This is a genomic window from Telmatobacter bradus, from assembly GCF_048629425.1.
GTDB classification, from domain to species: domain Bacteria; phylum Acidobacteriota; class Terriglobia; order Terriglobales; family Acidobacteriaceae; genus Telmatobacter; species Telmatobacter bradus.
Window position 1 is genome coordinate 3536035 of sequence record NZ_CP184532.1, and the last position, 14912, is coordinate 3550946.

The following is a 14912-nucleotide window of genomic DNA, read 5'->3' on the forward strand; positions in this document are numbered from 1 at the left end:
GGAGAGTAAAGATGGCAAATGCAAAGACCGTTACGCAAGCGAATGAACTCAATGTACGCCCCAAGTATTACGAGGTGGATGGAGCGCTGAAGGCAAACGCGAATCGGGCGTGGCTTTTGGCATTCTTGACGATCCCGGTGGCCTTGGTTGCGCTCGGGCTTGCGGTCTTCGCTCGCCTGCAACCACCAACGGTGATTCGCATCGGCGCCAATGGCGAGGCGGTGGTTGTCGGCCAACCAACAAAGGGCGGCGTAGCGTCCGCGAGTACTGGGACAGATGCTTTTCTCGACCAGGCATTCGTCAAGCGGTTTCTTGATGGCTATCTCAATTACGCGCCTTCCAATGTCGATGAACGTTGGGCCGCAAGCCTCAACATGATGACGCGCAATTTGCGCAGCTACACCATGAAGGCAATGGTTGACGACAACACGCGCGGGAAAGTCGATGATGACCAGATCCAGTCTGTCTTTCATCTGCGCGAGATCGACACGGAGCCTGGAGAGCCGCTGACCTTTCTCATATACGGAGTCAAGGACGTACACCACGTTTCAAACGGCTCGGAGGTTACGGACCACTTCGTCAATGAGTATCGGATTCGCCTGATCGCCGACCACAGGACCGACGTGAACCCAGACGGACTTTGGATTGCCGAGTACAGTGAGCGACCAATTGATGGCGAGCGGCGTGACCGCATACTTGCCGCGCCAGACCGTGTAGTTGGACAGGAGTAACGGAGGAACGAGATGGAGACAGCAGTTGCAAAGTTGACACCAGACCATCTGCAAAGCGACAGGCCGCAGTTGGCAACCACTGCGATGCCGAAGCGTCCGCGTAAGCCGCGTGCGTCCGAAGAAGTTGCTCGATACTTCCTGGCCAAGGAAGGATCGACGCCGACAAAGCCCGAACTTGGCGAGGAAGCGCAAAGCGAAAGTGATGCCTTGATCAAAGCCTTTCGATCGAAGGGAGGCGTGATCTATGTAGTTACCGCTTTTCGCGCGGAGGCAGAGGTCCAGGGAGGCAATCCGATTTTGGTAAAACGGCCACTTGAGAAGTAATTTGTCGAAAAGTAGCGGGCACATAAGGTCAGCAACGAGTTTCAAAGAGGAGATACACCTTCAGGCAAAGTCATTTTGTCGGGGTCACTGTCAACCTCTCTTGAACCCTCAACGCATCGGCGATGAGGAATTCCATGCTGACCCGGTTTTCATTCCTGAAACTTGGGTTCGGTCAACATTCACCACTGACACGGGCAACCAGGCGACAAGGAATGACAGACAGGGTTAGTTCAACCTCTCAGTCACTCGATTGGCACTCAACTGGCGCGCCAGACAAGTGAGGAGAAAAGATGACAGCGACAAGGCCACAAAACACGACAGGCGAATCGAAGCTCATTCTTGAGCTGAAGATCGATGTGACTGGAGAAGTGACCCGCAAGGCTAGCAAACTGGGCCGGAAAGATACGCTCGAGGGAAAACTCCTTGCGCAACTCTATCCCGGCATCCGAGTAGCGCGCGTGAGTGTACCGGCGGAGTTGACACCATACGAGCAATCGGTGGTGGAAAACCGCATGGCGCAACTCTCTTTTGGTGGAGTGGAGTACAAGCTGGTTGGCGCAAGCGGTTCGGCGAAGGACGGCAAGTTCTACTTCGTCGATCAGCCACATGCAAAGCCAATCGCTGAGCGCTTTCAGCATTGGCCGGAGGCAGCGATCGTGTACTTTTCGATTCTGATCTCCGATTGCAAGCTGGTGACAGAGCAACCGGACTTCCGCATCGTTGTTGTCGAGGATCATGTCCTTGGCACCAACGATTGCCGCGGATGGATTCGGGAGTCGCTCTATCGCAAACTCCATCTCTCGCCGGATCGATTCTGCCAATTTCGATTGGCATTCGATGCGCGCGAACCGAAGCAGGCAAAAGGTGCGTTGAAGGCGATGAGTGATCGTGTAGCCGACAGGCTTGCGGTCGATTGCATTTTGCCCGAAAGTGCCTGCAAACCCAATCTCAAGGGAGGAAGCAGATTTCTTCCACAGATCGGGACTTCCGGCCGTCTGTACACAGGTCCAGCGGTGCTCGGGATCAAACAATGGTCTCGCGTCACCGAATACGGATCGAGTTACACGCTGGTCGAGCACGCTTCGGATGAGGCTCTCCAACTTGAGATCATGCCTCGCGCAATCGAGGAAGTTCGCAAGGTGAGGAAGGCCTGGGACGATGGCGACTATGAAGGCTTGCTGCGTGTTCTTGGCAAGTCTGAAGAAGACGCCACGTTCGACATGAGCTTCGATCCTGAGGCTCTGGAAGGCGGAAACAATTCGCCTTCGGAAGAGTGGGAGCCGGCGGAAGCGGTTCTCCTGGCAGACAAAAGCGGAAACAGTATCCGGTTTCCCTATGTGTCGAACCAGATCAACCGCAAGTTGGCACGCTGGGCATTCCGCACATTGACGAGTGGCGGCTTCAAGTTGCCGGCATTCGCGCTCTCCGATGACGGCATCCTGGTCGAGCACGAGGGCAAGATACTCGCGGCCTCGGACTGGATACCGGAAGACACCGCCATCACAAGCGTTGCGGCCGAGCAGAGTCTTTGCATCCGCTATCCAATTCGGATGCAGGAGGACTTGCTGCCCGTCCGTCATATCGCAGATTCGGAACTTGTCCCGATGCTTGCACGCGCATTGGGAAAGCCCGATCTGCCGGAGCCGTTGATTGCCTACATTCTGAAACGTCAGCTTCGCATGGAGGGAACCTACATCCTTCATTCGGAGACGGCGAAGCGGAACGGCGGCGACTTCGACTTCGATACCATCTGCGCCATGCCGTCTGACCAGTTTCCGAAGTTCGTTGGCGGACGGATCGCGTATGGAGAGAGATTCCATCAGGAGAAGACCAAGCAAAAAAAGGCGAAGTCACCTTGGTGGAACGTGTACTTGGTTGCGATGAAGGCTAGAGGAAACCGGATCGGCTCCATCACCGATCTGAAGACCTCATGCCTTGCAACCGGACGACCTGATCTTGCCTACAAGCTTGTCGAGCAGTTGCAAAACGCGCTCGACTCGCTGAAGCATCGGGTCGAGATCGACGAGTCGGTCATCAGCGATATTCGGAAGGAAGTCAGTCCGGCGCCCTGGCTCAGATATAAACGTGAGCGCAGAGTTTCGGATTTGCCTCTTCATCTTGAAGTCGCCGATACCGACAAAGTCGGCCGTCTTTACAACGTCCTCCGTAAGGAACTGGGAGACATCCTGAATGAACGCATGGCGGTCGAGGACTTCCGCGGCATTTTCTCTGGCCACACCGTGACCAAGGAGATGTTCGAGGAGTGCCAGCTTGTCAATGCGATCTATGGCGATGTTGCGGCCCAGATCACCGAGCGCGAGGAGCAACTGAAGCTGGAGTACGGCAACTCGCAAGCACTGTGGGAAGCTGTGCGCACCGGCGATGACAAAGACCAACGGAGATCGGCCGTGCTTGCTCGAAACAAGGCGCAAGCTGCGCTCTGGGAGTTTGAACAGGATGCCAAGGAACAGTTCAGTGGATTGCATCTGTTCATGCACTACTGGGCGCAGGGAAAGCAGGACAACCGGCGTGCATGGGCGCAGGCGATGAACACCATCGTCTCGAACGGACGCGGATCGGGAGCCGTGCTCTTCCAGACCTTTCCCCAGGAGGTTGTCGATGTCTTTGCCGAGCAGACTGGAGGCAAGAATGCTCCGGTTCGCCTGCCAAAGATGGTCAACGGCTACGTCCGGTTCGACGATCAGCAACGGGCATTTCTCGTTGAACGGATCGAGAACGCGGATGGGCCAGACGGAGAGAAGTGGATATTCCTCTTCCAGTACAAAGGCAAGCGGACACTGATCTTCGAAAACACGGGCGCTCCTCAATAACGAACGCTCCTAACCTGCTGAGATGAGGCTCAAGCATTCGTGCTTGGCCTCATTTCGCAGTTGCTTCTGTCGCCCCCAATGGAGGCGAGTGGGAGGAGATTATGAAGTCAATTCTAGGAGCAGTTCTCGCTCTTGCCGCCATCGGCGCTGCGGCACAATCCACCAACTTCAGCCAGATTCAGCACATCGAAACGGCCCTCAATCACCTCACAGTGATCGATCTTGCCGAACCGATTATCACGGTCGCGGTAGCCGATCCTGACTCGATCCAGATTGAACGCCATGATGACAAGGTATTTCTCAAGCCGCTGAAAGATGGCGTATCGACCAATCTCTTCATCTGGACAGCATCGCGTCAGATTGCGTATGAGATTGACCCCGCCGGCGATCTTTCCAAGATGAACGTCATTGTCCGCAATGCGCCAGAGCCTGTGCAACACAAGCCGGATCACGAAGCAGAAATGCCAGAGCCGAGCGATCGGGAGATTCAGAAGATTGCTTCGCTCGTCTTGACGCAGGCATTGATGGGCACCGAGAGCATCGTGCGCGAGAAGAGCAAGATTGCAGTGAGCGGCGTCAATGTGACGTTGGAGCAGGTCTTTCGCTCGAAGGATGCGCTCTACATCCGTTACACGATTGCCAATCAATCGACGGTGCCATTCAGGGTCACTACGCCGGACATAAGTGAAGTCAAGTCGACCAAGCATCCCATCTCCATGGAGAGTTTGCGCGACCACCAGCTCTCACCGCGTACCTTCGGCAAATTCAAAGCCGATCCGGGCGTGAATGTCCCGGTAGTCAACGCGGAATTTGAATCGACCGACATTGCGCCAGGATCGAAGAGCACGGGTGTTGTCACCATTCACGTCTCCCAGGGCAGCCAACCGCAGCTCTATCAATTGCACTTTGGCAATGGCCAGGGCGGACCCATCGCGGTCGAGGCGGTGCTATGAGTACGGACATTCGTGGCAATGTGACGACGGAAGAGACGCGCCATGCGATGCGCACGCTCTACCGGAAGGACGCTGAAACCAACCTCCAGGCGGCATTCGCTTCTGCGCTCGCCGACGATCTCAAGCCCATCGACGAGAACGGAAAGTGGCGTCCCAGCACGCTGCTTGTACTGGGATGCGCTTTATTGCTGGCATTCGCCGGAGTCTTTATCTACTTCAGTATCGGAGGCCATCGATGAGTCAGACCTATGACCCGCCGCGCCGGGATCAATCAGGCCCCGCAGATCTTGCGGGGTTTCTTGTTCTTGGGGGGTGTGCTGTACTGGGTGTTTTCTGGTACATCGCTGTTTCGCGCCTCCACCTGAGAAGCGACCAGTGCCTCGAAATCTTTCTCGATCTCCTGATCGGCATCTTTGGAATTGCGTTGCTGCTGTCGCACTTCATTGGCCGCCGCGAGAAGCGCGAAGAGATGTGGCCGCACCCCGCCGTAACGATCCCCGGTGCGAAAGACGCAGCCATCGTCGAGGCTGCAATCTGCAACCAGGCCACGGTACTCGGCTACAACGTCCACAAAGAGCCGTGGCTCTGGCCGGATTCGGTGCGCATCAAGCATGGCGTCATTGCCGGCGGAACTGGAGCGGGTAAGACTACTTTTCTCGAAAACATCATCGCTCAGGATCTTCAGCGGCGATTTGGCGATCGCCCCATGCCGATGATTATCTTCGACGGCAAGGGCGATCAGGAGTTCCTGGAAAGACTGCTGCCGCATATCGAGGCCGCCGGACGGTTGCAGGATTTGCGCGTGATCGACCCATCGAATCCTCGTGAGTCCGCACGATACAACCCGTTTTACTCTGGCGATGCGCTCTATCAGGAGCATGTCAACTTCATCTTCCAGTCCTTCGGGCTGAAGGAAGACTTCTTCAAAGGCCACCAGGAGGCATACCTTTCCGACTTGGTCCGCATCCTTTACTACGCCGGCAAAGTCTTCAACGTCTACGACGTGCTGGTGATGGCGCTCGACGAAAAGGTGCTCGCGGAGCAGATCGCGCGTGCAAAGGCGCGCATCGTGACGTTGCCCGAAGTCACCATGCAGATGCGCCTCAACTTCGAGATGTCGGTCCGCATGATCAAGCGTTCGCTCGCAGACCGGGATCGAGTCGAGAAGATTCAGGGGCTATTGAACGAGCTTTTGGCCTTTCTCGAAGATGAACTGTCGATCGTCACTGGCTCCTACCAGGATCTGCTGACGGTCGATGAAGTCGTCGAGAAGGGACTGATTCTGTTCGTCTCGCTCAATACCAACAAGAACAAACGCGCCTGCGAGGCGCTGGGCAAGATACTGCTCCAGAACATTCAGCTTATGGTCGGTAAGCGCTATGCGCGGCCACGCTCAGACCGCGACGGGAGTGAACCGCTGTTGAGCGTGATCCTTGACGAGTTTGCGCCGTTCGCATATCCAGGATTCACGCAAGTATTGCAGACTGCCCGCGGCGCGCGCGTCACATTCCTGTTCTCCTTCCAGAGCATCCCGCAATTGCAACGCGTGAGTCAGGCATTCGCCGATGAGGTGTCGTCTGCTCCCGGCACCAAGATGATCATGAATGGCTCTGAGGAGAACACGGCGCAGTGGTTTCTTAAGGCATCGTCGCGGGTAGTGCGGAAGCGTCGCAGCCTGTCCGTTCGCAGGACGGGCATCTTTACGACCAAATACATGGAGACTGGCACCGGAAGCGAGAGCGATTTCCGCGAGACCCGCGCACGGGAAGACCACATCAAGAACCTGCCCGTAGGACAGATGGAGATTCTGATGGTCGATCCTCGCGAAGGAACTCGGCACTCGCATCTTCACGTGCGTAAGCATCCGGTCTATCAGTTGGAGGGATTCATCTCGACTCTCTATCCCAAGATGCGGGGCTATCTCGATCCAGCGGTTGGCGCCAACCTGCGCTTTCGGGAAGAAGGAGAACGCCGCGTCAGGAGGCGGAGTTCTGGCTCGCTGGCAGGATTGCCACCAGGAGGGCAGTCATGAATAGATTCGGAGTCGTTCTTGCATTCGCCGCTTTGATTCTCGTTCCTGTCGGCCTACCGGGGCAGAACCAAGCCGCCGCTTCTCACCACGCAGCACACAAGCCACAGGGATTTGCCGACTATGCACTGGGCAAGATCAACCCCAATGACACGAACTACGGCGAAGACCTTGATGCGGCGCGAGGTGCGACCGTCACGCACACCATGGACGATCTTTACTTCTGGTCGAATGTGGTGGCACTGATTCTGCTGTCCGGCGTGACCACTGCCTTCCTCTTTCATCTGCGCGCCGCCGATAAGAAGGAGATCACTGCGGCCACGCTGATCGCGCAACTCTGGAATGGACGCGTGAGTGACAGGATAGAAATTGAGCGGCGCACTGATCAATACAACAGCCTCGTTGACGAGCACAACGCTGTCGTCGAGCGCGAGTTGATAGCCAGATCGCAGCCGGCGCCTAGCGAGGATTCTGACGCAACTGACCTCAAACGCTCGGTTGAGAATCTCGATACCAGGGCAAAGGCCGGAACTCTTCCTGCTCTCGCCGAGAGCACAATTCATCCGGTTGCCGGTCCTTCCAACACACCGATATCCGCAATGGAAGCACAGAGCCAACAGCAGCGAACAGTTCTGCTTGAGCGCCGGATCGAGGCGATGAGAAACACCGAGCAGAATCTCAAAGAGCGGCTCAACCAGACTTCGGCGTTGCTGGAACAGGAGCGCCAACGAAACCAAGTTCTGAAAGGGGCATAGGAGGTAGATAGATGGCAGACAAGATTCCGTTGAAATCGCCCACCGATTTCGCCGATCCGAAGGATTGGAGAGCGTACATCCGGGAGACGGTGCCGTCAGATGAGGTTGACTACACGCTCGCATTCGGACGGACAACCCTGTTCATTCGCTTCTATGAGGGGCGTGGGTTGAGCTTCCCTGATGAGTTTCGCGCGGAACTGAATCGCATCAAGGATATTCGCGAGCCAGAGAGAACTGCGTTGCTCGAAGCTCTGAACGGTCGAATCTTCACCGCCATGACCCAGCTTCTTCTTGGCACTTCAGAAGCAGCCAATTCCGCAATCGGCGCCAGTGCCGAGCCAACCAACTCCCGCGAAACGGTTGAAAACCTGCTCGACTATCTGGCGAAGAAGAATGCGAGTTTTGCGCTCTGGACTCACTATTCGAAGCAGATCCAGCAGACCCTAGACGCTCCGACGTGGGAGGAATTCGTTGCGAAGGAGTTCAACGGTGCGGATGATAGCGAAGCAGAGTTCACCCTCTTGATGGGCCAACTGGGCAAACTCCTTGCCATCTTCCGCGACAGAAACCTCGTTTTTCCGACGCTCCATCTTGAGCGAATCCAGTTCCTGCATCATCTGCGCGGACCGGAACGGAATCTACAGGCGCGTGCGATTGTCCAGTATCTTTTGGAGGTGATTGCGCCATGCGCGTCCGCATAATCAGCTTCGGAACCAACTGGTGGGCGGCACATTCGAGCGACCTGAACGATCCAATGTGCTTCCGCCGGAATGCGGCCTGGTTCAATTCTGCCGGCCTGAAATATGGCCGGCGCTTGCGTCTCTGCTGGGTATTCCCTGGCCAGATTCGATTCAATCGCACCAGCGGTTTGCACCCAGAGTACCCGCTGCGATCCGCTGGTAAGACATTTCAGTGCACTGGGCCGAATTATCTGCATGGCCGGACGCATCTCCTGTTCTCCACTCCGGCCAATCCTTTCGTTCCCGATTGCTTTCTGGTCACGGTCAATGAGCGGATGCACGGCCAGATTTCGTTTGCATCGCGGGCATGGAGATCCGATGGAACTCAGCCAATTTCAGTCAGCTTGCGTGGGCCACGGTACGAAGCGATGGTTCTTATGTGCGCCACAGATTGGATCGAGACGAACCTTGGACGTTGGGCAGTCTCCGCTGACGGTAAGCGTCTTGAACTTGATTCGAGACCATCGGGAGGAACGGAATGAGATACCGCAAGGGCTACATTGCACTATCGGATGATCGGGACTTGCCGCTTCTGGTTATGATTCGGAACGCGCGCGCGATCACCTACGACCAGATTAGCGCGCTCTCTTTCATTGAAGGGCGCGAGCAGAGCAGGCGCTCCGTCCATTGGAGGTTGTCGCGCTTGGAAAAGAACGGGATGGTGCAACGCATGATGTACGATCAACTTCTCTCGCAGCCGATCTTCGCGATCACGCGCATGGGTCTCGAATTTCTCGAATACCGCGGCCAGACTTTGCTTGCGCTTCCATCGACAGTCAGAGAGATCGTGCGCAAAACTCAGATTCTTCACTCGGTCGAATTGGCAGGCATCCGCGTCGCTTTGGCTGAAAATGGAATCCTGAAATCGTGGCAGTGGGAGCTTGAGGTTGTATCAAACAACCTCGTTTATGGAACCAGAGACTCAAAGGATTTCGACGCGGTTGCGGAGATTGCTGTGGGCAATCAGTCAAAGAGCTTTGCAATCGAGTTCGAGAGAACCCTCAAAGGAAGCGCGCGCTACGAGGAATTGTGCCGCGTAATTGCTGCGGAAAAGGCCACAGACACGGTGTTGTATCTGACTCCGAACTCGCAGATTCTCTACGTTCTCGCCAGCGAAATACGCAACGTCGGCAAGCGAATTGGGTTCGCACTGAGCACTGCCTTCCAGCACGACCTTCTCGATACGCGAGTGCTCACGAATCTATCGAAGAGCAATGTTGTCTCCTTTCGCGAGTTTCTGTTTGGCTGAGAGGCGTGCCGTGGCGCAACTTCCGCTCAAGATGGGCATGACATCGCAGGTTTGTCTGTGGGCTGCCACTCCTATACGTAATGCCCTCCGATTCCAATCCCATTGACCTCCCATTTGCATCCCATTGAACAAATCCACAGCCTCGTATCCTTCGATGGATGTGCAGGATGCATTCTGACTATCCCCTTGTTTGTCGATTGATTTGTGGTGGTTTTGTAGGGATGGTGATTGTTTGGATGATATGGGCGAAAAGTATGCTGAATCGACAGGCTTGCGAACGTGATTTGTTGATGCGCGGAACAGATGAACACCATCACGGAGAACACAGAAGTGCGCGTCTGGTATACGGCAGCCTCGATTTCTGGCAGCCCAACGGACCGGATTCGCGGTGTGCTTCTGCGCTCCTGGTTGCTTAAAGTTGCATTCGAAGCGTTTGCTCTCCTCCCAAATCAAGAGGCCTGGTTGTGACAGTTCGTGATTGCAATTGGCTCTCATGGTTGTCACTGTCTGTCGTCCGGTTGCCTCTGGATTGCAGAATCGGCCGCACGTGTTTCTGCAATCTGTTCCCGATTTGATTGGTTCCCAGCGAACCATTCTTGTTCGCCCTGCCAGGTTTCATCACCCACTGTTCAGAACAAATCCCACTTCACAAGGAGGACCTCATGCCGGACATTGGTCCGATCACTGCGGCACGCGCCGCAATTGTCCCCACCTTTTCCAAGCAATTCATTCTCAGGTTTGCAATCTCTCTTCTGCTCACGAGTGCAGACGCCGATGTCATCCTGACCTTTGCCCCGTCCGTATTCTCAGCCCTTTTCAATGCACCGATTCTGCGTGCTGCCTTCGCGATCTTGATTCTCGGATTGATCGCGTCGCTTGCGCGTATGTGGTTCCTGACCTTCAGGGATCGTCCGTAGTCAACCATCAAGCCGTTCAAAAAATCAACAGAAGGGAGAGATCACGATGGAACGCAGTCTTGGAAAGATGTTCGCATACCAATTGTTCGACTGGCGCAATTCCGTCACTGGCACCATTCAACAAACAGTCGCCGCATTCCTGAAGCTCGGTGAGGCAATTGCTACCCGCTGGATTCAGACGCCGAAAGGCGTCCTGCTTTTGCAAATGGCTCCCGAAAATCCCGAGTCGGGCGCCGTCTATGTCTTCGACCGTCAGCGCGAGGTCTGGTACATGCTGTCGTTTGAAGGCTGCGAAGACCGCTTCACTTCGGAGAGCTTCGACCGCGTCTTCTCCGAATACAAGCTGTTCAGCTATGTGGAGCAGCCTGGTCTGCTGCTCGCCCAGTCGCAACCGGCTCACGCGTGATTCGCGTCCCACAACGCCCACCGCAGTTTTCTGGTTCAACCCAAATTCACAAACTGGAGGAACACCATGCGTCAATCCGCAAGTCGCATTCGCTCGCTCGCAAATCGTTACGCCCTCGCAGAAGCCGCAGCCTTTCCTGGCATCGGCACGGAGCGCGTTCGCTTTCCCGACAACCGGAGGCCCGCTGCCGAATTCCGGCACAGCTTTCCGCGCTTCGCCCATCAAGTGTGAAGCACTGCGCGAGGGCTCGCCAACTCAATCCGGGCCCTCGCCTTCTCGCGTCGTTTCAAGCTGCAAAACACGAACCAACAGAGCCTCTGCGCAATTTGACCGAGTTTTGAGGTCGGGGTACAACCACACTACCTCAGGAAAGGAGGTCCAGCGATGTTCACGAAATTCTGTGTAAGTCGGGAGACGGCAAACAACTTCATCCACCTATTTGTGAACCGGCGCGCGTATGGGATGCAGGCAAACCAGCCCTTGCCGAATGGTTCCGTTCCATACTACCTGGCACGGGATTGGCAGACGAAACAGCCGAAGTCGCTCGACGTGGATGTGGTGCGTATGCACTTGAACGGCGACATCACGATCAACTTGTACGCGATCAATCCAGAGACCCAACGCTCGAAGTGGGTCGCAATCGACGCCGACTTCGATGGCGCCGTGCAATCGCTCTTTCAGTTGCAGTGGGAACTGAAGCAGGATGGCGTCGAAGCAGCGCTGGAGCAATCTCGGCGCGGTGGCCATCTCTGGATCTTCGCCGACACGCCACTGTTGGCCGCCGAGTGCCGAATCTACATCTACAACCTGGCGCTTCGACTCGGGGTTCCAGTCAAAGGCAGCGGTCTCAAGGAAGGCATTGAAGTCTTCCCGCGACAGGACCGGATCGATGACGGTGAGTACGGAAACGCCATTCGCGCGCCACTCGGCGTACATCGAAAGACGAATTTGCGGTACTGGTTCTATGACGCCGACGTGACCCCGGAGGCGCAACTCGTCTACCTCAACGGCCTGAAGAAACTCACCGAGGTTGGGCTGAAGACCTTCATCCAGGGAATGAGTCTTCCCGAAGCGTACAAGCCTGTTGTATCCGCGCCGTACATTCCGATAGCTTCTTCGGCTGGGCAACATGAGTTCCGAATCCTCGAATACGTTCGCACCACGCGCAAGGATAGCCGCAATCTGTGGGCGCGGTGCCCATCCTGCGCACAGATTGGACAGGATCGCACCGGCGACAATCTCGCAATCCAGATCAAGAATCCGCGCTTCTACAGGTGCTGGGCCGGTTGCACGAAAGAAGAGATTCGTGCGGCATTGGGACAACCGATCCGTAGACATCAAGCTGTGTAGAGGAGGAGAACCCGATGAAATCATCTTCTCAGGTAAAGGTCTCTGCCACGACGAACGGTGATTCAGAAGCCACGCGGTTCGCTCGGTATGGTCTGGCTATTCCGCGGCAGATATTGAAAGCTTTGGAGAATCGCGGCATCTACTGTCAGTCCAGTGTTTCGATTGAGCACCAGCATCTGGCCAAGCGATACGTTTTGCGCGCCACGGAATCCGGCGGCGCTGTCGCGGACATGGGCCGCTACTGTGCGTATCTCGATGCCGATGGAACTCCACTCCCGTGGTTGCAGCCAATCGATTCACTATCCGGCAATGGGCGACACGCAATTGTGATTGCGCCAGAGTTGGGCCGAATCGAAATGCTGCGCATTGGCCACACCTATGAAGTAGCAATCTCGAAGCACTCGCTTGTGAACAATGGGAGCCGAGTCCGTCCCGTCATAACTTCAACATTGCTCTTCCGTGGCAATCAGGGAACGCTTGCCGTCGATCTATGGAGTCCGGAGAACAGGCGACTGCTTGGTTCTATCGCACCGGTCTTCTACACGCAGGCCGGGGAGATACGGCGGCATCCTGAGCGCTTCGATGATGCAATTCGCAAGATCACCGGCGCGCTTGCGTGCCTTGGCTGCAAGCATACGCACGTCGCGGTTCCGCCTGTGATCACAACTGGCGGTGCCTCATGAGGAGCGCAATTGAAGTTGGTGAGCCGGATTGGAAGCCACTTGAGGGAGTCATCTCCTCGGAAGATTGCGAATTCTTCATGTATATGGGGCACGTCGGAGGGATCGTGCTCTACAAGCACCGCGATACACGCCGGTATCTGAATATCGACGCAGCGACCGAGCAGTTTTATCGGTATGCCGACGGCGACTACATCAAGATCAACCGGGAACAGGCACTTGAGCACGTGTACGGATCAAAACAAATCTGATGGACGGGGGGAGATCATGGGCAAGAGCGTCAACAAAGTCATTTTACTGGGCCGTGCCGGTAAAGACCCGGAGGTCCACATTTTGCGGAGCGGAACCCTGGTCAATCTACCGCTCGCGACCAGCGATGGTTACAAAGATAGCCGAGGCGAGTGGCAAGAGCGCACCGAATGGCACAACCTGGTTGGCTTTCAACGGATCGGTGAGATCCTTCGCGACTATGTGAGGAAGGGTTCACAAATCTTCGTAGAGGGCGAACTACGCACCCGCTCCTGGGAGGATCGGGAGTCAGGACAGCGGAAGTTTCGCACGGAAGTCGTCGTGCATGAAGTCAGCCTCCTGTCACACGGACCTACCGTGAACGGCTCGAACGGACCGGAGCCATATGCCAGTGGGAACGGCTTCGTACCGCAAGAATTCAGCGCCGAACAAGAGATTGAGGCATCAGAGGTGCCCTACTAAAACTGGGTTTCGTCGCGTCCACGCTTTCACCGAGAGCGCCTCATGGGGCGCTCTCGGTGCGTTTGGGCTCAACAGAAAGCCCACTGGAGGTTTCGCACAGAAGGAGTTGAACTATGGCAACAGCAGCGAAATTCGCAGGAGCGGAGCGGGAGAAACTCTTCGCTCAACTCGAAGTGCCATTCGATCCGGCTCAGGTCAAATGGCGTGTCATGCGCACATCGGATGATCGTCGGTCTGGCGCAATCCTTCCATTCGCCGACCCGCGAGCGTACACAGACCGGCTCAACCAACTCTTCACGCCAGCGGGGTGGACGCGCGAGTACACCATCTCCACCGTGCCATCACTGACTCGCTTGGACAGAGGCAAGGTCATTGTCACCAGTAAAGTGCTGGTAGCGACCGCCGTCACAATCACTCGGCTTGGCAGCCACACCGGCACCGGAGAAGAGTGGGCAGACAAGGAAAACGCCGTGACTGCAGCGGATGCGCAGGCCTTCAAGCGCGCTTGCAGTTGCTTCGGCCTTGGGCGGTATCTCTACCGCCTCGAGGAGTCCTGGGTACATTTGAATCAGCGCGGAGAACCGGTTGCGCTTCCTGTGTTGCCGGCGTGGGCGCTGCCGCCGGGAGTGACGATGGCTCCAGCAAACGGCCAGGCAGTCGATGCGCGTGGCCCTGTCGATCACAAGTTGACGGCCGAGATCGAAGGCTTTCGCAACACACTGGGCGAACACATCTACGCAGAAATCTTGCGGCGGGCCGGCCACAGTCGCGATGCACGGACGATCCCGAATGCAGAGCGGCAGAAGAATGTCGTGGAGTGGATGCAGGCCACGGCGCGCGGCTTTGAGCGGCTTCACACACTGGCAGAGATGGCGGGCGATGCGCAGTTCACCGCTATTCTGCGCAATCTGAACATCACTTCAGCCAGACACCTGCCCAGTCTTTCCGCACTGAAGCAATTGGTTGCGGATCTCGAAGCCATCTCCGACCAGCAAGTGGCGTAGAAAATCAGTTCACACAGAGAGGTGCATCATGGCAGAGATCAGCATCCTGCGTCCGAAGCGCAACCTCATAAGCATTCCAGTCAACGAGGCTGTCTACTGCGAGAGTTGCGCTTGCGTCTCGAATTCTGTTGGAGGCTACTGCGGCCTTTGTGGCAATATCTCGGTTTGGCCGCTGGCTGAGTTCGTCCCACAACCGCCAACGAGCCCGAGCCCCGGAGCCGTATCGGCTGTA

Annotated in this window: 17 protein-coding genes; all 17 read left to right on the forward strand. The window is 56.2% G+C overall.

What is annotated here, in order from left to right; translation table 11 throughout:
- The first annotated feature begins 11 nt into the window (after positions 1 to 11).
- The 17 genes from ACOBR2_RS14460 to ACOBR2_RS14540 all read left to right on the forward strand — a co-directional run bounded on the left by ACOBR2_RS14460 (position 12) and on the right by ACOBR2_RS14540 (position 14680).
- Positions 12 to 731 carry a hypothetical protein gene (locus tag ACOBR2_RS14460; RefSeq protein ID WP_420236823.1) on the forward strand — a complete coding sequence of 240 codons (720 nt, stop codon included), beginning with the start codon at positions 12 to 14 and terminating at the stop codon, positions 729 to 731.
- 12 nt (positions 732 to 743) lie between these two features.
- Entirely contained in the window at positions 744 to 1055 is a 312-nt protein-coding gene (locus ACOBR2_RS14465) for a hypothetical protein (protein WP_420236824.1), read from the forward strand.
- 290 nt (positions 1056 to 1345) lie between these two features.
- Positions 1346 to 3886 carry a hypothetical protein gene (locus tag ACOBR2_RS14470; RefSeq protein WP_420236825.1) on the forward strand — a complete coding sequence of 847 codons (2541 nt, stop codon included), beginning with the start codon at positions 1346 to 1348 and terminating at the stop codon, positions 3884 to 3886.
- A 101-nt stretch (positions 3887 to 3987) separates the two neighbouring features.
- On the forward strand, positions 3988 to 4839 hold the full coding sequence (locus tag ACOBR2_RS14475; RefSeq protein ID WP_420236826.1) for a hypothetical protein: 852 nt from the start codon (positions 3988 to 3990) through the stop codon (positions 4837 to 4839).
- Complete coding sequence (locus ACOBR2_RS14480) at positions 4836 to 5078, forward strand: hypothetical protein (protein ID WP_420236827.1); 243 nt, start codon at positions 4836 to 4838, stop codon at positions 5076 to 5078. Before ACOBR2_RS14475 ends, ACOBR2_RS14480 begins: the two co-directional genes overlap by 4 nt.
- Positions 5075 to 6871: a type IV secretory system conjugative DNA transfer family protein gene (locus ACOBR2_RS14485; protein ID WP_420236828.1), complete on the forward strand. Its 1797-nt coding sequence runs from the start codon at positions 5075 to 5077 to the stop codon at positions 6869 to 6871. Before ACOBR2_RS14480 ends, ACOBR2_RS14485 begins: the two co-directional genes overlap by 4 nt.
- Positions 6868 to 7623 (forward strand): hypothetical protein, encoded by a 756-nt coding sequence (locus tag ACOBR2_RS14490; protein WP_420236829.1) that lies wholly within the window; start codon positions 6868 to 6870, stop codon positions 7621 to 7623. The genes ACOBR2_RS14485 and ACOBR2_RS14490 overlap by 4 nt, the downstream gene beginning before the upstream one ends.
- Before the next feature lie 11 nt (positions 7624 to 7634).
- Positions 7635 to 8324: a hypothetical protein gene (locus ACOBR2_RS14495; RefSeq protein ID WP_420236830.1), complete on the forward strand. Its 690-nt coding sequence runs from the start codon at positions 7635 to 7637 to the stop codon at positions 8322 to 8324.
- Positions 8325 to 8841: 517 nt separating this feature from the next.
- Positions 8842 to 9612 carry a replication-relaxation family protein gene (locus tag ACOBR2_RS14500; RefSeq protein ID WP_420236831.1) on the forward strand — a complete coding sequence of 257 codons (771 nt, stop codon included), beginning with the start codon at positions 8842 to 8844 and terminating at the stop codon, positions 9610 to 9612.
- 662 nt (positions 9613 to 10274) lie between these two features.
- On the forward strand, positions 10275 to 10529 hold the full coding sequence (locus tag ACOBR2_RS14505) for a hypothetical protein (RefSeq protein WP_420236832.1): 255 nt from the start codon (positions 10275 to 10277) through the stop codon (positions 10527 to 10529).
- Positions 10530 to 10575: 46 nt separating this feature from the next.
- Positions 10576 to 10935 (forward strand): hypothetical protein, encoded by a 360-nt coding sequence (locus tag ACOBR2_RS14510; RefSeq protein WP_420236833.1) that lies wholly within the window; start codon positions 10576 to 10578, stop codon positions 10933 to 10935.
- A gap of 66 nt (positions 10936 to 11001) precedes the next feature.
- Complete coding sequence (locus ACOBR2_RS14515; protein WP_420236834.1) at positions 11002 to 11166, forward strand: hypothetical protein; 165 nt, start codon at positions 11002 to 11004, stop codon at positions 11164 to 11166.
- A 153-nt stretch (positions 11167 to 11319) separates the two neighbouring features.
- Positions 11320 to 12285, forward strand: a complete 966-nt coding sequence (locus tag ACOBR2_RS14520; protein ID WP_420236835.1) for a TOTE conflict system archaeo-eukaryotic primase domain-containing protein — start codon at positions 11320 to 11322, stop codon at positions 12283 to 12285.
- Positions 12286 to 12299: 14 nt separating this feature from the next.
- Entirely contained in the window at positions 12300 to 12968 is a 669-nt protein-coding gene (locus ACOBR2_RS14525; protein WP_420236836.1) for a hypothetical protein, read from the forward strand.
- A 104-nt stretch (positions 12969 to 13072) separates the two neighbouring features.
- Positions 13073 to 13216 (forward strand): hypothetical protein, encoded by a 144-nt coding sequence (locus tag ACOBR2_RS14530; protein ID WP_420236837.1) that lies wholly within the window; start codon positions 13073 to 13075, stop codon positions 13214 to 13216.
- 16 nt (positions 13217 to 13232) lie between these two features.
- Positions 13233 to 13676, forward strand: coding sequence for a single-stranded DNA-binding protein (locus tag ACOBR2_RS14535; protein ID WP_420236838.1), 444 nt, complete (start codon positions 13233 to 13235; stop codon positions 13674 to 13676).
- Positions 13677 to 13789: 113 nt separating this feature from the next.
- Positions 13790 to 14680 (forward strand): Rad52/Rad22 family DNA repair protein, encoded by an 891-nt coding sequence (locus ACOBR2_RS14540; protein ID WP_420236839.1) that lies wholly within the window; start codon positions 13790 to 13792, stop codon positions 14678 to 14680.
- Positions 14681 to 14912: the final 232 nt, after the last annotated feature.